Annotated in this window: 13 protein-coding genes and 1 tRNA gene; 4 read left to right on the forward strand and 10 right to left on the reverse strand. The window is 67.1% G+C overall.

Annotated elements, in window-relative coordinates:
- Position 1 precedes the first annotated feature (1 nt).
- Positions 2–472, forward strand: a complete 471-nt coding sequence (locus tag ACW9TV_RS09000; protein WP_494303145.1) for a low molecular weight protein-tyrosine-phosphatase — start codon at positions 2–4, stop codon at positions 470–472.
- A gap of 89 nt (positions 473–561) precedes the next feature.
- Here ACW9TV_RS09000 and ACW9TV_RS09005 read toward each other — a convergent pair.
- From ACW9TV_RS09005 to ACW9TV_RS09020, 4 genes are all read right to left on the reverse strand, one after another.
- A tRNA-Pro gene (locus ACW9TV_RS09005) sits at positions 562–638 on the reverse strand.
- Between the two features lie 75 nt (positions 639–713).
- On the reverse strand, positions 714–2,015 hold the full coding sequence (locus tag ACW9TV_RS09010) for an FAD-dependent oxidoreductase (RefSeq protein ID WP_494303146.1): 1,302 nt from the start codon (positions 2,013–2,015) through the stop codon (positions 714–716).
- A gap of 93 nt (positions 2,016–2,108) precedes the next feature.
- On the reverse strand, positions 2,109–2,927 hold the full coding sequence (locus tag ACW9TV_RS09015) for a hypothetical protein (protein ID WP_494303147.1): 819 nt from the start codon (positions 2,925–2,927) through the stop codon (positions 2,109–2,111).
- Positions 2,924–3,238: a hypothetical protein gene (locus ACW9TV_RS09020; protein WP_494303148.1), complete on the reverse strand. Its 315-nt coding sequence runs from the start codon at positions 3,236–3,238 to the stop codon at positions 2,924–2,926. Before ACW9TV_RS09020 ends, ACW9TV_RS09015 begins: the two co-directional genes overlap by 4 nt.
- Positions 3,239–3,300: 62 nt before the next feature.
- On the opposite strand from ACW9TV_RS09020, the gene ACW9TV_RS09025 reads away from it, so the two are divergent.
- On the forward strand, positions 3,301–4,368 hold the full coding sequence (locus ACW9TV_RS09025; RefSeq protein ID WP_494303149.1) for a sigma-54 interaction domain-containing protein: 1,068 nt from the start codon (positions 3,301–3,303) through the stop codon (positions 4,366–4,368).
- 5 nt (positions 4,369–4,373) lie between these two features.
- On the opposite strand, the gene ACW9TV_RS09030 is transcribed toward ACW9TV_RS09025, so the two are convergent.
- The 3 genes from ACW9TV_RS09030 to gltX all read right to left on the reverse strand — a co-directional run bounded on the left by ACW9TV_RS09030 (position 4,374) and on the right by gltX (position 8,385).
- A complete protein-coding gene (locus ACW9TV_RS09030) occupies positions 4,374–5,318 on the reverse strand; it encodes a PEP-CTERM sorting domain-containing protein (protein WP_494303150.1) in 945 nt (314 codons plus the stop codon).
- Positions 5,319–5,498: 180 nt separating this feature from the next.
- On the reverse strand, positions 5,499–6,782 hold the full coding sequence (locus ACW9TV_RS09035) for a citrate synthase (protein ID WP_494303151.1): 1,284 nt from the start codon (positions 6,780–6,782) through the stop codon (positions 5,499–5,501).
- 163 nt (positions 6,783–6,945) lie between these two features.
- Complete coding sequence (gene gltX, locus ACW9TV_RS09040; protein ID WP_494303152.1) at positions 6,946–8,385, reverse strand: glutamate--tRNA ligase; 1,440 nt, start codon at positions 8,383–8,385, stop codon at positions 6,946–6,948.
- A gap of 59 nt (positions 8,386–8,444) precedes the next feature.
- Between gltX and ACW9TV_RS09045 the strand changes: the two genes are divergently transcribed.
- Together ACW9TV_RS09045 and ligA are read left to right on the forward strand one after the other, a co-directional pair.
- Complete coding sequence (locus ACW9TV_RS09045; protein WP_494303153.1) at positions 8,445–10,589, forward strand: ComEC/Rec2 family competence protein; 2,145 nt, start codon at positions 8,445–8,447, stop codon at positions 10,587–10,589.
- Entirely contained in the window at positions 10,565–12,682 is a 2,118-nt protein-coding gene (gene ligA, locus ACW9TV_RS09050) for an NAD-dependent DNA ligase LigA (protein WP_494303154.1), read from the forward strand. Before ACW9TV_RS09045 ends, ligA begins: the two co-directional genes overlap by 25 nt.
- Positions 12,683–12,757: 75 nt before the next feature.
- Here the strand turns inward: ligA and ACW9TV_RS09055 are convergent, their stop codons facing one another.
- The 3 genes from ACW9TV_RS09055 to pnuC are packed head-to-tail and all read right to left on the reverse strand — an operon-like array spanning position 12,758 to position 14,792.
- On the reverse strand, positions 12,758–13,720 hold the full coding sequence (locus ACW9TV_RS09055; protein ID WP_494303155.1) for a 50S ribosomal protein L11 methyltransferase: 963 nt from the start codon (positions 13,718–13,720) through the stop codon (positions 12,758–12,760).
- Positions 13,717–14,226: an AAA family ATPase gene (locus tag ACW9TV_RS09060; protein ID WP_494303156.1), complete on the reverse strand. Its 510-nt coding sequence runs from the start codon at positions 14,224–14,226 to the stop codon at positions 13,717–13,719. Before ACW9TV_RS09060 ends, ACW9TV_RS09055 begins: the two co-directional genes overlap by 4 nt.
- Positions 14,226–14,792, reverse strand: coding sequence for a nicotinamide riboside transporter PnuC (pnuC, locus tag ACW9TV_RS09065; RefSeq protein WP_494303157.1), 567 nt, complete (start codon positions 14,790–14,792; stop codon positions 14,226–14,228). Before pnuC ends, ACW9TV_RS09060 begins: the two co-directional genes overlap by 1 nt.
- Positions 14,793–14,884 lie beyond the last annotated feature (92 nt).

The raw sequence follows: 14,884 nt of genomic DNA on the forward strand, positions 1-14,884 counted from the left end.
CATGCAGCCGCCTGCGATCCTGTTCGTCTGTCTGGGCAACATCTGCCGGTCGCCGCTGGCCGAAGGCGCGTTCCGCGCCCGTGCCTTGGCGGCCGGGCTTGATCTGCGGATCGATTCCGCCGGAACGGGTGACTGGCATGTCGGCCGTCCACCGGATCCGCGCGCCCAGGCGATCGCGCGCGCCAACGGCGTGGATATCAGCGGCCTCCGCGCCCGGCAGGTGCAGCCCGGCGATTTTCGGCGATTCAGCCACATCTTCGCGGCTGACCACGAAAATCTCATGAACCTCCGCCGGCTGTCGCCCGGTCCGTCGGCGGCGGAACTGTCGCTGCTGCTGGATCTGGTGCCGGGGCGGGAAGGGCAGGCGGTTGCAGACCCCTATTATGGCGACGCCGCCGATTTCGCGCGAAGCTGGGCGGATGTCGATGCCGCAGCCGGCGCGCTCGTCGAACGCCTGCTAAAGCAGGGCTGATACGCTGCACGGCTGAGACAGTGGACGGGAATCACCGCAGGCTTCGCGCGTTTCCGCGCGAAGCCTGCCGGTTCCAACCATTTGGAAGATGGTCGGGGAAAGAGGATTCGAACCTCCGGCCCCTGCCTCCCGAAGACAGTGCTCTACCAGGCTGAGCTATTCCCCGGACCGAGGCGGCGGGATAGTCGCGGCACTCCCCGGCGTCAACACGTAAAACGGGCGGGAACAGCCAAAACGCGGCTCAGCCTGCAAAAACCTGTCTCAACTCTGTCAACTCCACGATCTTTTCGCGGGGGGCGCCAGCCCGGGCGCGGGAAACTTCCAGCGCATCGATCTTCTGCCAGTCCTCGAAGCTCGCCACGGTGACGCCCCGGCGGGCCAGCAGAGCGTCCATTCCGGCGCGGCCCGCACCCGTCATCGCGGGTTCGCGGGCGGCAATCCGCTCCACCAGGGCAAAGCCGTCGGGGCGGTTCGTGCCAATCGTGCCCGAAGGCCCGCGTCGGGCCCAGCCCACGCACCACAGCCCGGGTGAGATCAGCCCGTCCTCATTCACGAAGCGACCCGCCTTTTCGTCGAAGGGCACACCTGGAATGGCCGATGTGCGATAACCGATGGCCGCCACCACCAGCCCGCAGGGGATGATCTCCGTCTCGCCTGTGTCGACGGCCTGCCCGTTCGCGTCCACGCGCGTCTTCATCACCTCGATGGCTTCCACCCGGTCCGTTCCAAGTACGCGCAGAGGGCGGCGGAAGAAATCCAGGCTTACCGTCACCGGCTTGGCTGCATCCGGCCCCTCGGCCGCAAAGCGCCGCAGCACCTCCACCACGCGTCGCTGCCCGGTTTCCAGCGTGGCGTCCGTTTCAGCCGGCGGGAAGTCGGCCGGCCGAACGATGGGCGTCGCCCGTGCCAGTTCCCCCAGTTCGCCCACTTCCTTCAGCGTGAAACTCGCCTGGTGCGGGCCGCGCCGCCCCAGCAGGTGGATGCGCCGCACCGTCGATTTCGAAAGCGGATCCAGCGCATGGTTCACGATGTCGCTGTCCTGCAGTTCGCTGACGGTCTTGGCCAGGATACGGGCGCAATCGATGGCGACATTGCCGTTCCCCACCACCACGGCTTCCTCGGCGTCCAGGGGAGGGGCCAGGTCCTTGTAATCCGGATGCCCGTTGTACCAGCCCACGAAGGCGGCCGATCCGATCACGCCGGGCAGATCCTCGCCCGACACCCCCAGCGGCCGGTCAAGCGGCGCACCGACAGCCAGAACCACATCGTCGTACAGGTCCGTCAGTTCCGCCACGGACACATCCGTGCCGATCGATACATGGCCCAGGAATCGCACGCGCGGGTCGGTTGCCACCTGATCATAGCGGCGCGAAACCGCCTTGATCGACTGGTGATCCGGCGCAACGCCCGCCCGGATCAGGCCATAGGGTGTCGGCAGCCGGTCGATGATGTCGATTCGCACCGTATCGCCGAATGCCTTCAGTGCCGCTTCCGCCGTATAGAAGCCCGCAGGCCCCGAACCGACGATCGCCAATGTGCGCATATCTGTCCTCCCTGCCGTCTTGGTGGCCCGATTTCCGGCCCCGTGCAAGAAAGCCGCCCCGCCCGCCGCGCGGGCCTATGCCAAGAAACAGGGCTATTGCCCCGGTTGGTTCAACACGGCTTCCAGGCAGCCATCCATCGCCTCGGCCGCATGCCGGGACAGGGCGATGAAACTCCGCCGGGCATCGGACGGGTCATTGCGCCGGGTCAGCAACCCGCGATCCACCAGCATCCGGATGGTGCGCAGCGCAGTGGTGGTGGGCACATGGGCGGCGATGCACAGGCTCGACACGCTCACGGGCCGGTCTTCCAGGCGGGATGCGGACAGATCCAGCAGGATGTCCCACACCGGGTCTGAAAACAGCTCCGCCGCAAAGAAGCGCTCCCGGTTGCGGCGGGCCTTGATGTGCGCGCGGATGCGCGCGGCCGTCACCGGGCGAGCGGCTTCCGGGCCCCTCAGCCCGGCAAGGTCGGCTAGCGCCGCCGCCACCCGCTCGGCGTCGCGCTTCAGCGCGGCCAGTCGCTCATCCGCCTCATAGCGGGATCCGGCATCGGCCACGCCACCGGCCAGCCCGGCGGCTATCTCCGTCACCAGCCCGGCCAGTTCCTGCGGTTCGGCAGGCGCGGCCAGAATGCGCATCGGTCGCTCCAGCAGCAGACCCACCTGTTCCGCATCGCCGTCGCCCGTCAGCAGGATCAGCGGCATGGCGGCGAATGTGTCGGAAACCAGCAGGGCGGCAAGATCGGGGCTGATTTCGGCTGCATCCATCACCAGCAGATCCGGCCGCACGTCCTGCAGTTGCAGGCACAGGTCGCCAGAACCCTGGATCACCCGCCAGCGGGCCAGCGCCGCCCCTGGCACTGTTGCGCCGGCCGCCAGAATTTTCAGCGAAAGCAAGGGATTTCCGTTCATTCCGGATGTATCATAATCAGCCAAAGCGCATTCCTAACCGTTGAAAACTCAATGGTTTCCCCGGCCAGATCCGCGCCCACCAGCCCTCCGGCGGCGGCATCCTTGCCAAGGCGGATGTATCCCGGCTGCACGCTGCCGCAGCAGCCATGCCAGAACAGTTCCGCCGACCCCGCGCGCACCTTTGCCAGCCGGCCTCCAAAGGTCAACGCCTGCAATGCTGCAAATGGGGATAACGACACGGGAAGGAAGGGATTTATCCGGTTCGGGCCATCTGCCGGAGGGGCGGTGACCGGCCGAAGAAACACGCGCACACAGGCAATCGAATACCGGGTCGGACACTTCAGCAAACACCCCTTCGAAAGGAAGCAGAGGGATGGGCGAAGTTCCGCTTTCAGTGCACCGCGACAGCGGGCGCGGGCCGCGCGCCTCGGCCGATCTGATCGGCAATTCAGCGGCCATGCGTGCCGTGCGGCAAACAATCGCGCGCATCGCGCCGACAGACGCGACCGTGCTGCTGACCGGGCCATCCGGCAGCGGAAAGGAAAACGCCGCCCGTGCGCTTCATGCCGCAAGCCCGCGCGCCAGCGGCCCGTTCGAGGCGGTGAATTGCGGGGCAATCCCGCAGGATCTGGCAGAGGCGGAACTGTTCGGTGCCGATGCGGGGGCCTATACGGGCGCCACCCGCACCCGCATCGGCCGGCTGGAATCCGCCCATGGCGGCACCCTGTTTCTGGACGAGGTTGGCGACCTCCCGCTTCCGCTTCAGGTCAAGCTACTTCGCGCGCTGGAAACCCGCACCATCGAACGGCTGGGCGGCGGGCGTTCGATCCCGGTCGATTTCCGGCTGGTCGCCGCCACCAACGTCGATCTGGAAGCAGCGGTCGATGCGCGGCAGTTTCGCGCCGATCTCTACTGGCGGCTTGCCGTCGTCCTTCTCGATCTGCCGCCGCTGGCTGCCCGTCTGGGTGACATAGAGGCGCTCGTCGCCCATTTCGCTGACGCCCAGCGGCTTCGGCTGCACCTTCCGCCGGAAGGGCTTGCCCGCCTGCAGGCGCATGACTGGCCCGGAAACCTGCGCGAACTCAGGAATTTCGTCGATCGGGCGCTGGCGATGGGGGAGCGGGTCCTGGACGCCTCCACGGTGGAGCGGCTGATGCTGCCGCGCCGCCGTCCGGTTGGCGCCTGGCTCGGTCAGCCGCCCGAAGCGCCTGCCGTGCGGCCGGCCGCGCTGGCCGGATCTCTCTCCATCGGCGCGAACGCACTCGCGCCGATGGAACTGAAGCAACTGCTTGCCGAAGCGGAAGCGGCGCTGATCGCCCAGGCGTTGGCGCTCTCCAACGGCACGGTCGCGGAATCCGCCCGCCTGCTGGGCCTGAAGCGAACAACGCTTGTCGAGAAGCTGAAACGCATGGGCCTCAAGGCCGCGAACGAAGCCGCGTGAAGCCGTCAGGCGGCAGCCGCACGCGCCCTGCGCAATCGAAGGCCTAGAAGTCCGAATCCCGCAATCATAAGGATCCAGGCGTCAGGCTCGGGGATTGCGCCTGAATTGTAGGTGGTCAGTTCCGTTTCGAACCAGAAGGGCGTGTTCAGCGGCACCAGCAGCGGAATGCCCGCCACGCCGGAATCGCCCGCAGGCAGCAATCCGTCGCCCAGCACGAACGAAACAGATCCCCCTTTGCCGGCCTTGATCCGGCTCACGAAATCGTCGGAAACCAGCTTGGCGAGGGTCGGGTCTGACTGGGCCAGTGTCGGCAGCAGCAGGCTTGTGGCCTTGCCGTTGCCCTTGCCGGTCGCTTCTGCCAGCAGCCAGGATCCGCCCTCGGTCGCGACCGAGACGGTGAAACTGAATTCGGTTCGGGGCCCAAGATCGCTGGCGAAGCTGACGGGCACGAAGATCTCGCCCATCGCGGTCCCGTCGCTGAAGGCGGATTGCAGTGGATCCGGTGGGATGCCGATCGCTTCCTTCAGAACACCAAGGACGCCCTTGATCCGCGTGTTCTCGTTGGCCTTGCCCGAAATCCCGTCCGGGGCAGTCAGGGCAGGGGCCGCATTCTGATGGATATGAACATTCTCGGAAAAGAAGTTGTATTCCGCATAGGCGCGATACGCTTGCCGGGCGTCGCCCGCCGGCGGGCTGCCGACGCCGGATGTCATTTCGCCCTTCACCTCGGCCCAGATGAAGCCGTCGTCGTAGAAGGCATCTGTTCGCAGGCCCTGGCTGTGCGAAACCGCAACAGGGTTCGCCACGGCCACGGCATTGCTGCTTGCCGCGCTCAGGAAGTCCCACACGAAGCTGGCGGCCCGGTTCGCCAGTGCGATTTCCAGCGTCGTGAATGCGTGCGCCGGCATCGCAGCCACCAACAACGCAGACAGAACGGCAGGCTTCAGCATCTCCACCCCCCTTCGGCACCAGGATGGATAGTGAACCGGCCGATCAGAATTAACCATGATCCGAATCAATAATCCGGATCCCGGTGGCACGGTTGCCGGCTAAGGCGGCCAAATTGGAAAGGCGTTAGAACCCGGGTTCGGATGAAGGGTGGGGCGGGCTGCACACCCGCCACCTGGATCTCAACGCTTTGTGATCGGCACATAATCCCGCTTCGGCGCGCCCGTGTAGAGCTGTCGGGGACGGCCGATCTTCTGCTCCGGATCGCCGATCATCTCGTTCCACTGCGCCACCCAGCCCACGGTGCGGGCCAGCGCGAACAGCACGGTGAACATGCTGGTGGGGAAGCCGATGGCGGACAGGATGATGCCCGAATAGAAATCGACGTTCGGGTAGAGCTTCTTGGAGACGAAATATTCGTCCTTCAGCGCGATCTGCTCCAGTTCGCGCGCAACATCGAAGATCGGGTCGGTCACGCCCAGCTTCGCCAGCACTTCGTTCGCCGTCTGCTGCATCACCTTCGCGCGCGGATCGTAATTCTTGTACACGCGGTGACCGAAACCCATCAGGCGGAACGGATCGTCCTTGTCCTTGGCGCGGGCAATGAACTCCGGAATCCGTTCCGGGCGGCCGATCTCGCGCAGCATGTTCAGGGCCGCTTCGTTGGCGCCGCCATGCGCGGGGCCCCACAGGCAGGCGATGCCGGCGGCCATGCACGCAAACGGGTTGGCGCCCGAAGATCCGGCCAGACGCACTGTCGAGGTGGAGGCATTCTGTTCATGATCGGCGTGCAGGATGAAGATGCGATCCATCGCCTTTTCGATCACGGGATCGACCACATACTCCTCGGCCGGAACGCCGAAGGTCATCTTTAGGAAATTGCCCGTGTAGCTCAGCGAGTTGTCGGGATACATGAAGGGCTGGCCGACGGAATACTTATAAGCCATGGCCGCAATCGTCGGCATCTTCGCGATCAGCCGGTTGCTGGCGATCATGCGCTGCTTCGGATCGTCGATGTCGGTGGAGTCGTGATAGAAGGCCGAAAGCGCCCCCACCACGCCGCACATGATCGCCATCGGGTGGGCGTCACGCCGGAAACCCCGATAGAATTGCAGCAGCTGCTCATGCACCATGGTGTGGCGGCTGATGGTATGTTCGAAGCGCTTCAGCTCCTCGGCGGAGGGGAGTTCGCCCTCGGTCAGCAGATAGGCGACTTCCATGAAACTCGAATGTTCGGCCAGTTGCTCGATCGGGTAGCCGCGGTGCAGCAGAACGCCTTGGTCGCCGTCGATGTAGGTAATGGCGGATTCGCAGGAGGCCGTCGAGGTGAAGCCCGGGTCGAAGGTGAAGGCGCCGGTCTGGCCATAGAGCTTGCGGATATCGAGCACCTGCGGGCCGATGCTGCCGTCTTTCACGGGCAGATCGATGGTCTTGTCCCCCAGGATGATTTTGGCTTCCGTGCTCATGTTTCGCCTTTCCAATCCCGTTTCGTATGGGGCGCCTCGCCCCTTTGATGTGGTGCGCATTTCGATGCGCTTCCAGCCCCGGATCTGCCCCCGGGGCGCTTTCCAGTCCGGGCGCGTCGAAGCCGCGTCCCGCAAATCCCGGCGCATTCCGGATGCGCCCCGTTTACCCGAGCGCATCTCCGATGCGCCCCAGGCTTTCGTCGCGGCCCAGCGCCGCCATCACGGCGAACACGCTCGGCGCGTTGGGCTGGCCGGTCAGCGCCGCCCTAAGCGGCCCCGCCACCTTGCCCAGCCCCAGCCCATGGGCTTCCGCCACCTGTTTGGCGGCGGCTTCCAGGGCTTCGCGGTTCCACTCGGGAACCGCAGCCAGGGCTGTCCGCGTTTCCGCCAGCAGCCCAAGCCCTTCGGCGTCTAGCAACTTTCGGGCGGCCTCGTCCACAACCAGCGGGCGGCTGCGAACAAGAAACAGCGCGGAAGAGGCCAACTCGTTGAGATTCTTTGCTCTGGGCTTCAGCTCGTCCATGCTGCGAAGCAGCAGGTCGCGCTGCGCATCCGTCAGGGGGGCGTCCAGCATCGCCTCTATGCGTGGCGTCACAAGCCTCACCAGGCGCTCGTTCGCCGCCTGCTTCATGTGGTGGGCGTTCACGCTTTCCAGCTTCTTCAGGTCGAAGCGCCCCGGCGAGCGGCCCACGCCATCCAGGTCGAACAGTTTCACGGCCTCGTCGCGCGTCACAAGTTCGGTGTCGCCATGGGCCCAGCCCAGCCGCAGCAGGTAATTTTCAAGCGCCTCCGGCAGGATGCCCATCTCGTCGCGATAGGCTTCCACCCCCAGCGCGCCATGCCGCTTGGACAGCTTGGCGCCATCCGGGCCGTGGATCATCGGTACATGGGCATAGACGGGTTCCGGCCACCCCAGCGCCCGAATCAGCGCCAGTTGCCGGAACGTGTTGGTCAGGTGGTCGTCGCCCCGGATCACATGGGAAACGGCCATGTCATGATCGTCCACCACAACGGCCAGCATGTAGGTGGGGGTGCCATCCGATCGCAGCAGCACGAAATCGTCCAGCTCCGCATTGGCCTGCGCCACACGGCCCTGCACCTGGTCCTCGATCACAGTCTCGCCGTCGCGGGGGGCTTTCAGCCGCACCACAAAGGGCAGGTCCGGGGTTTCGATGCGGTCGCGCCAGCGGCCATCATAGCGCTGCGGAAGCCCCTGCGCCTTCTGCGCCTCGCGCATTTCTTCCAGTTCCTGCGCCGTGGCATAGCAGCGATAGGCCTTGCCTTCGGCAAGCAGCCGATGGGCGATTGCGACATGTCTGCCGGCGCGGGCGAACTGGAACAGCGGCGGGCGATCCGGCGTCAGGCCCAGCCAGTCCATCCCGTCGATGATCTTGGCGATCGCATCGTCGGTGGACCGCGCCCGGTCCGTGTCCTCGATTCGCAGCAGGAAGCTGCCGCCGTGGTGACGGGCATACAGCCAGTTGAACAGGGCCGTGCGCGCCCCGCCGATGTGCAGATAGCCGGTGGGGGATGGCGCAAACCGCGTCACGGGGCGTGGCAGGCTGGCATATTCGGGAAGCACGGTATCGCTTGCGTCTGGCATCAAAGGATCCGATTGAAGCCTCCGGGGTCGACAGAGGCGGTAAGGGCTGAAGTCGGGGCGTGGCTAGCAGCATCGGTGCGATCGGGCAAAAGGCGATTGATACGCCGCATGGATGGCGCGCGCTGGCCGGGGCGTGGATCGCCGCGCAGCAGCGCCAGCTGATCCTGTTCGCGCCCGTCGCCTTCGCAGGCGGCATTGCCCTGTGGTTCGGGCTTCCCTTCAACAGCCAGCGGCAGGCGGCCTTGCTGCTGGCACTTGCCATCGCGCTGTCTGGCCTTGGTGTCAGTGGTCTTATCAGGCGCCTTACAATCGCGTTCGGCCTGCTGCTGGCGCTGGGACTCGCGGCCGCCGAATATCGCAGCGCCTCGGTTGCGGCACCGCGCCTGCACCACCGGCTCACGCCTTATCCGATCACGGGAACGGTCCTTGCCGTCCGCCCGCACGAAGGGGGCGAACGCCACGCGATCCTGCTCCGTAGAGACGCGACGTCCGTCGATCCGCCCGTCACCGTTCGGCTTTCGCTGCACAGCGCCCCGCCGGCCTGGTTGCGCCCCGGCGCTCGCATCGGCGCGCTGGCCAGCCTCGGCCCACCGGCGTCGCCGGCACTGCCCGGTGCGCATGATCCAGGCCGCCGGGCCTGGTTCGAAGGCGTGTCCGCGACGGGGCGCATCTTTACGCCCCCCCGGTTGCTGGCCCCTGCGGCCGGCGGCCTGCCGCCGCTTGCCGCTGTCCGCGCCGCCGGCAGCGAAGCCACGCTGAAGGCGCTGGGCGGAGACGCTGGCGCCATCGCCGTCGCGCTGATCTTCGGGGAACAAGGGCGGATCCGGACGGATCTGCTGGCGGCGATGCGCACGGCCGGGCTTGCCCATATCCTCACCGTTTCCGGTTTCCACATCGTCGTCGTCGTAGGCGGGATGCTGTTCCTGCTGCGCCGTTTGCTGGCGCTGTGGCCCTGGCTGGCGCTGCGCACGTCCGTCACCCGGATCGCGGCAGTGGGGGCAGGGGCATCGGGCACCCTTTACACATTGCTGTCCGGCGCGGATCTGCCTGCCGTCCGTGCGGCCATCGCCGCCTGGGTGGTGCTGGGGGCCCTGATGCTTGGCCGCGATCCGCTCTCGCTCCGGCTGATCGGGTTCGCGGGCCTGCTGATCCTGCTTGCCCGGCCGGAAGCCCTGCTGAACCCCGGCTTCCAGCTCAGCTTTGCAGCGGTCACCGCGCTCGCCGCGCTGGCCGTCTCGCCGCTGGGCGCCCGGCTGCGCCGCCGGGCAGAGGACGGCCCGCTGCAACGGCTGGCCCGCCATGGTGCGGCCCTGTTTCTGACGGGGCTGGTCGTGGAACTGGCGCTGGCTCCCATCGTGCTCGCCCACTTCGGCCGGGCGGGCATTTACGGTCTTCTCGCCAACCTCGTCGCCATTCCGCTGACAGGGCTTGTGATCATGCCGCTGCTTGGTGTGTGGCTCGCCTTTTCCGCCATCGGTTTCGGCCCGCTGGTCGCCCCGCCACTGATCCGGTCGCTGGAGGCGCTGGCCGGGATCGGGGAGGCCGTGGCCGGCTGGCCGGGCGCCACCGTCCAGCTTGCCGCCATGCCATGGACTGCGCTGCTGCCCATGCTCGCCGGCGGCCTGTTGATCGCCCTTCTGGCGGGCCGCCCCCGCTGGCTGGGCGCGCCGCTGATTCTTGCGGGTGCACTGGTGGCCGTGCTGGCCCCGCGCCCGGATCTGTTCATCAGCGCGGATGGCCGACAGGTGGCGGTCGTCAGCGATGGCCGGCTGCACATGCTGCGCGCCCACCGGGAGGGTTTTCTTGTCGGCAACTGGTCGGAACAGGCCGCCGCAAGCCCCACCGCGCGGCTTTCCGCGTTTCCGGGCGCGCGCTGTTCGGCCGAAGCCTGCGAACTGTCTCTGAACGGCCTGAACCTGCTGGCGCTGAAGGATGAGCTGCCCGCGGATGCCGCCCGCCTGTGCGCCCGGGCCGATCTGGTGACCGCGCCCTTCGTCCTCCACGGCCCCTGCGCCCCGCGCTGGCTGAAGCTGGACAAGGCGGCACTGCGGCTGGAAGGCGCCGTCAGCATCCGCAGCGACACGCGCCGGTTCGACAGCGTCTCGAGGCGCGCGGGCGATCACCCCTGGAGCCCTTCGGCCCTTCCCGGCCAGCGTCCGCGCCTGCTAGGGGGGATGGAATGGACGGGCGTGATCGCGGAATGACGGACGAACAGGCCGCCCGGCGGCTGGCAGAGCTTGCGGCCCGGATCGCGGAAAACAGTCGTCTTTATTATCAGGAAGATGCGCCGGAAATTTCCGACGCCGAATTCGACGATCTGGTGGAGGAGAACCGGCGGCTGGAGGCGCAGTTCCCGCATCTGGTCCGCCCCGATTCGCCCAGCCGGAAGGTCGGCGCACCCGTTTCCTCCGGCTTCGGAAAGATCCGCCACGCCCGGCCCATGCTTAGCCTGGACAATGGCTTTTCGGATGCGGACGCGCTGGAGTTCGAAGCGCGGGTGAAGCGTTTCCTGAACTGGCCGGAGGGCGAAACGATCCTCTTCACCGCCGAAGCCAAGATCGACGGCCTGTCCCTGAACCTGCGCTATGAAGGCCGCCGCCTCGTGTCCGCTTCCACGCGTGGCGATGGCGCGGAAGGCGAGGATGTGACCGCCAATGCGCTGACCGTTTCGGCAATCCCGCACGAACTGCCCGCCGACGCCCCGGACATCCTGGAGGTGCGCGGCGAGATCTACATGACATGGGCTGCGTTTCAGGCGCTGAATGAGGCGCAGGAAGCGGTTGGTGGCAAGATCTTCGCCAACCCCCGCAACGCGGCTGCGGGCTCGCTCAGGCAGATCGATTCCCGCATCACCGCTTCGCGCACGCTGGCCTTCTATGCCCATGGCTGGGGCGAAGTGTCGGCGCCGATCGGCGAAACGCAGTATGATTGCATGAAGCGCTTCGAAAGCTGGGGTTTCCCGGTGTCAGATACGCTCACCCGCTGCCGGGGCATGACAGAGGTGCTGGAAAGCTATCGCGCGCTGCAACAGGCCCGGCCGACGCTCGGTTATGACATCGACGGGCTGGTTTCAAAGGTGGACAGCCTCGCCCTGCAGGAACGGCTGGGGCAGGTCGCCCGCCATCCGCGCTGGGCGATGGCGCACAAATTCCCTGCCCAGCGTGCGCTGACGGAGCTGCTTGCGATTGACATCCAGGTCGGTCGGACGGGCGCGCTCACCCCGGTCGCCCGGCTCAAGCCGGTAACGGTCGGTGGCGTTGTCGTCACCAACGCCACCCTCCACAACGAGGACGAGATCCGCCGCAAGGACGTCCGCGTGGGGGACATGGTGGAGCTGCAACGCGCCGGAGACGTGATTCCCCAGATCCTGCGATGGACAGGCGATGAAGCCGCCCACGCTGCCCGTGCGGAATATGCCTTCCCCGATCATTGCCCTGAGTGCGGAAGCCTTGCCCTGCGCGAGGATGACGAGGCCGTGCGCCGCTGCACCGGCGGCCTGATCTGCCCGGCCCAGCGCTATGAACGGTTGCGCCACTTCGTATCCCGCCGCGCCGTCGACATCGACGGACTGGGCGGCAAGAGCCTGGAGGAATTCCTGGCGCTGGGCTGGATCGCCAACCCGGCCGATATCTTCCGCCTGCACCGCCACGCCGACGAACTGGTCAGGCGTGAGGGCTGGAAGGAAAAAAGCGTCCGCAACCTGATCGACAGCATCGAGGCACGGCGAAACGTCGGGCTGGACCGGTTGCTGTTCGCACTGGGTATCCGCCATGTCGGTGAGGTGACGGCGCGCGATCTGGCGCGGACCTACCACATCTGGCCCAATGTGGAGGCGTTGCTGGATCGCCTCGTCGCCCACGCCCCCGAACCGGCGCTGGGCGAAACGCCGGAAAAGCACTGGAAGCGCCTGGCGGCAGACCGCGCCCAGCTGGTGGGCGTGGGCGGTGTCGGCCCTGAAGTCGCCTCGGCGCTCGCCGATTTCTGGCGCGAACCGCACAACCGCGAACTGGTCCACGACCTTCTGCGCGAAGTGACCCCGGCGGAGGTGCGCCTGGAAACCCGCGAAAGCCCGGTTTCCGGCAAGATCATCGTCTTCACCGGCACGCTGGAAAGCATGGGCCGCGACGAGGCCAAGGCCAGGGCCGAAGCCCTGGGCGCAAAAGTGGCCGGCAGCGTCAGTGCGAAGACCAACATTCTGGTGGCCGGCGCAGACGCGGGCTCCAAACGCGCGAAGGCGGAGGCGCTGGGCGTGCAGGTGATTTCAGAGGGGGACTGGCTGGCGATCCTTGGTCAGTAACCCCCGGCGGCGAAGCCGCCGCAAGCGCGACTGCGCGCCCGAGCCAGTGCGAGGAACCGGCGCGCAGCGCCGCAATCAAAGACTGTCGATCTGCCACCCGCGCCCGGCTGTCTCCCGCCGGCTGCCCCTCAGCGCCGCCCGCCGGTTCGCGGGCGCATCCTTGCGGAACAGCAGAACCGGCCATTCCCGACGGGGGGAACGGTCGATCAGCGTCAGCCCCTGGGCCCGGTAGGCCGCGATCACTTTCGCTGCCTGCGGTTGCAGCAGTCCGGCCAGGATCAGATGCCCGCCGCGCGCCACCACGGCGGAAACCGAAGGCGCCAGCGCCACCAGCGGCCCCGCCAGTATGTTCGCGAAAACCAGATCATAGGGCGCGCGGCCCGCGATCAGCGGATGCTCCACGCCGGGCGCCGCCAGCAGCGTGATCGCGCCCGGCCCCCGGCCGGCCGGCACGCCGTTCAGCCGGGCATTCGCAACCGCCACTTTCGTGGCGATCGGGTCCAGGTCTGCCGCCGTCAGCCGGGCCCTGGGGAACAGCTTGCGCGCCGCGAACGCCAGCAGGCCCGATCCCGTGCCCACATCCAGAACATTCCGCTTCTCGCCTCGCTTAGCCAGCCGCGCGGCCACACCGATGCAGCCCGCCGTCGTCGCATGCTGACCGGTGCCGAAGGCCAGTCCGGCATCGATGCGGATCGGCCATTGTCCCGGCTTTGCGGTGCCCCCCCATTCGCCCGTGTGCACATGGAAGCGTCCGATATCCACCGGCTCCAGCCCCGCCTGGGACAGCGTCACCCAGTCGGCGTCCTCGATGGCCTCCACCATGGGCGCCCGGCCGGATGAAGGAGCCAGCGCCCGGAACGCCGCGAGCAGATCGTCAGACGGCTGACCATCACAATAAAGCCGCAGAACCCAGGCGTCGCCATCTTCCGCCGCAACCAGCGTGGGGGCGGGATCCAGGCCGGGGAACGGCTCGTCCATCAGCGCGGCGGCATCCGCCTCGGCCCGGGTGCAGGGCAGGGTTGCAACGATCGCGGTCACAGCAGCGGCTCGATCGCAGCGATGGCGGCCGCCTTCCGCCCGGCCCAGCTGCCAGAGATTTCGACGGCCCTGATGTCGCGCAGGCCGAATTCCTCGACCACCCGTTCATGGAAGCGCATCCGAACCTGGTCCGCCCCGAACATCCGAACCGGATCCGCCACGAAGGGCACATCGGGCAGCAGCAGCAGATGCAGGTCCGCCCGGCTCTTGCGGGCGGCGAGGATGGGGTCTCGTGCGCCGAACAACATGGTCGCCCACACCGTGGTCATCACGATGTCCGTATCCTCGATCAGCACCGGCGGATCCGCGGCTGCCGCCTGATCGGATGCGATCTCATGCCCTTCGGCGATGGCGTAATGATCTTCCAGCGTAAGGTCGCGACGCAGCCGCTCGGTATAGGTCCGGCCGAACTCCGGCACCAGCAGCCCGCGGAAGTGACGGGCCAGTTCGGCCGCCAGGGTGGATTTCCCCACCGATTCCACGCCAGACAACACCACCCGCAGCATCAAGCGATTCCCCGTTCCGCCCGGCGCCATTCGCACCAGCCATAGATGGCGACACCCAGCAACACGGCATAGACCGCACTCGTGAACCACAGGGCCTGAGAGGCATAGAGCCCCACGGACAAGAGATTCACGAGGCTCCACAACGCCCAGGTCTCGACCCGGCGGCGCGCCTGCCAGAACTGCGCGGCCAGCGCCAGTGCCGTATTCGCGCTGTCCGCGAAGGGAACGGCGGCATCCGTCGTCCGGTGCAGCAGCAGCCCCGCCATCAGGCCAAGGATGGCCGTTCCCGCCAGCGTCACCCAGCGCTCGGTGCGGCTCATCCGCTGCACCGGCACGACACCGCCTTCACTGGCGGATCGGCGCCAGTTCAGCACCCCATAGATGTTCAGCCCCAGGAACAGGCCCTGCAGGGCGAACGCGGCAAAGAGATGCGCCCGCCAGAAGATGATCGCATAGAGGGCGACTGCCACTATTCCGAAGGCATAGTTCCAGAGCGACCGGCGCGCGACCAGCCACACATTGGCCAGAAGCAGGGCCGACGCCAGCGCCTCCAGCTGCCAGCTCATCCGCGGCGGCTCCCCCCAATGGCAGGTTGCCGAACGGGCCCTTCATATCCAAGGCTTGGCGCAGAGGAAAAGGGAAGGGGAGCCATGTCTCT

The organism is Sandaracinobacter sp. T42 (assembly GCF_059115405.1).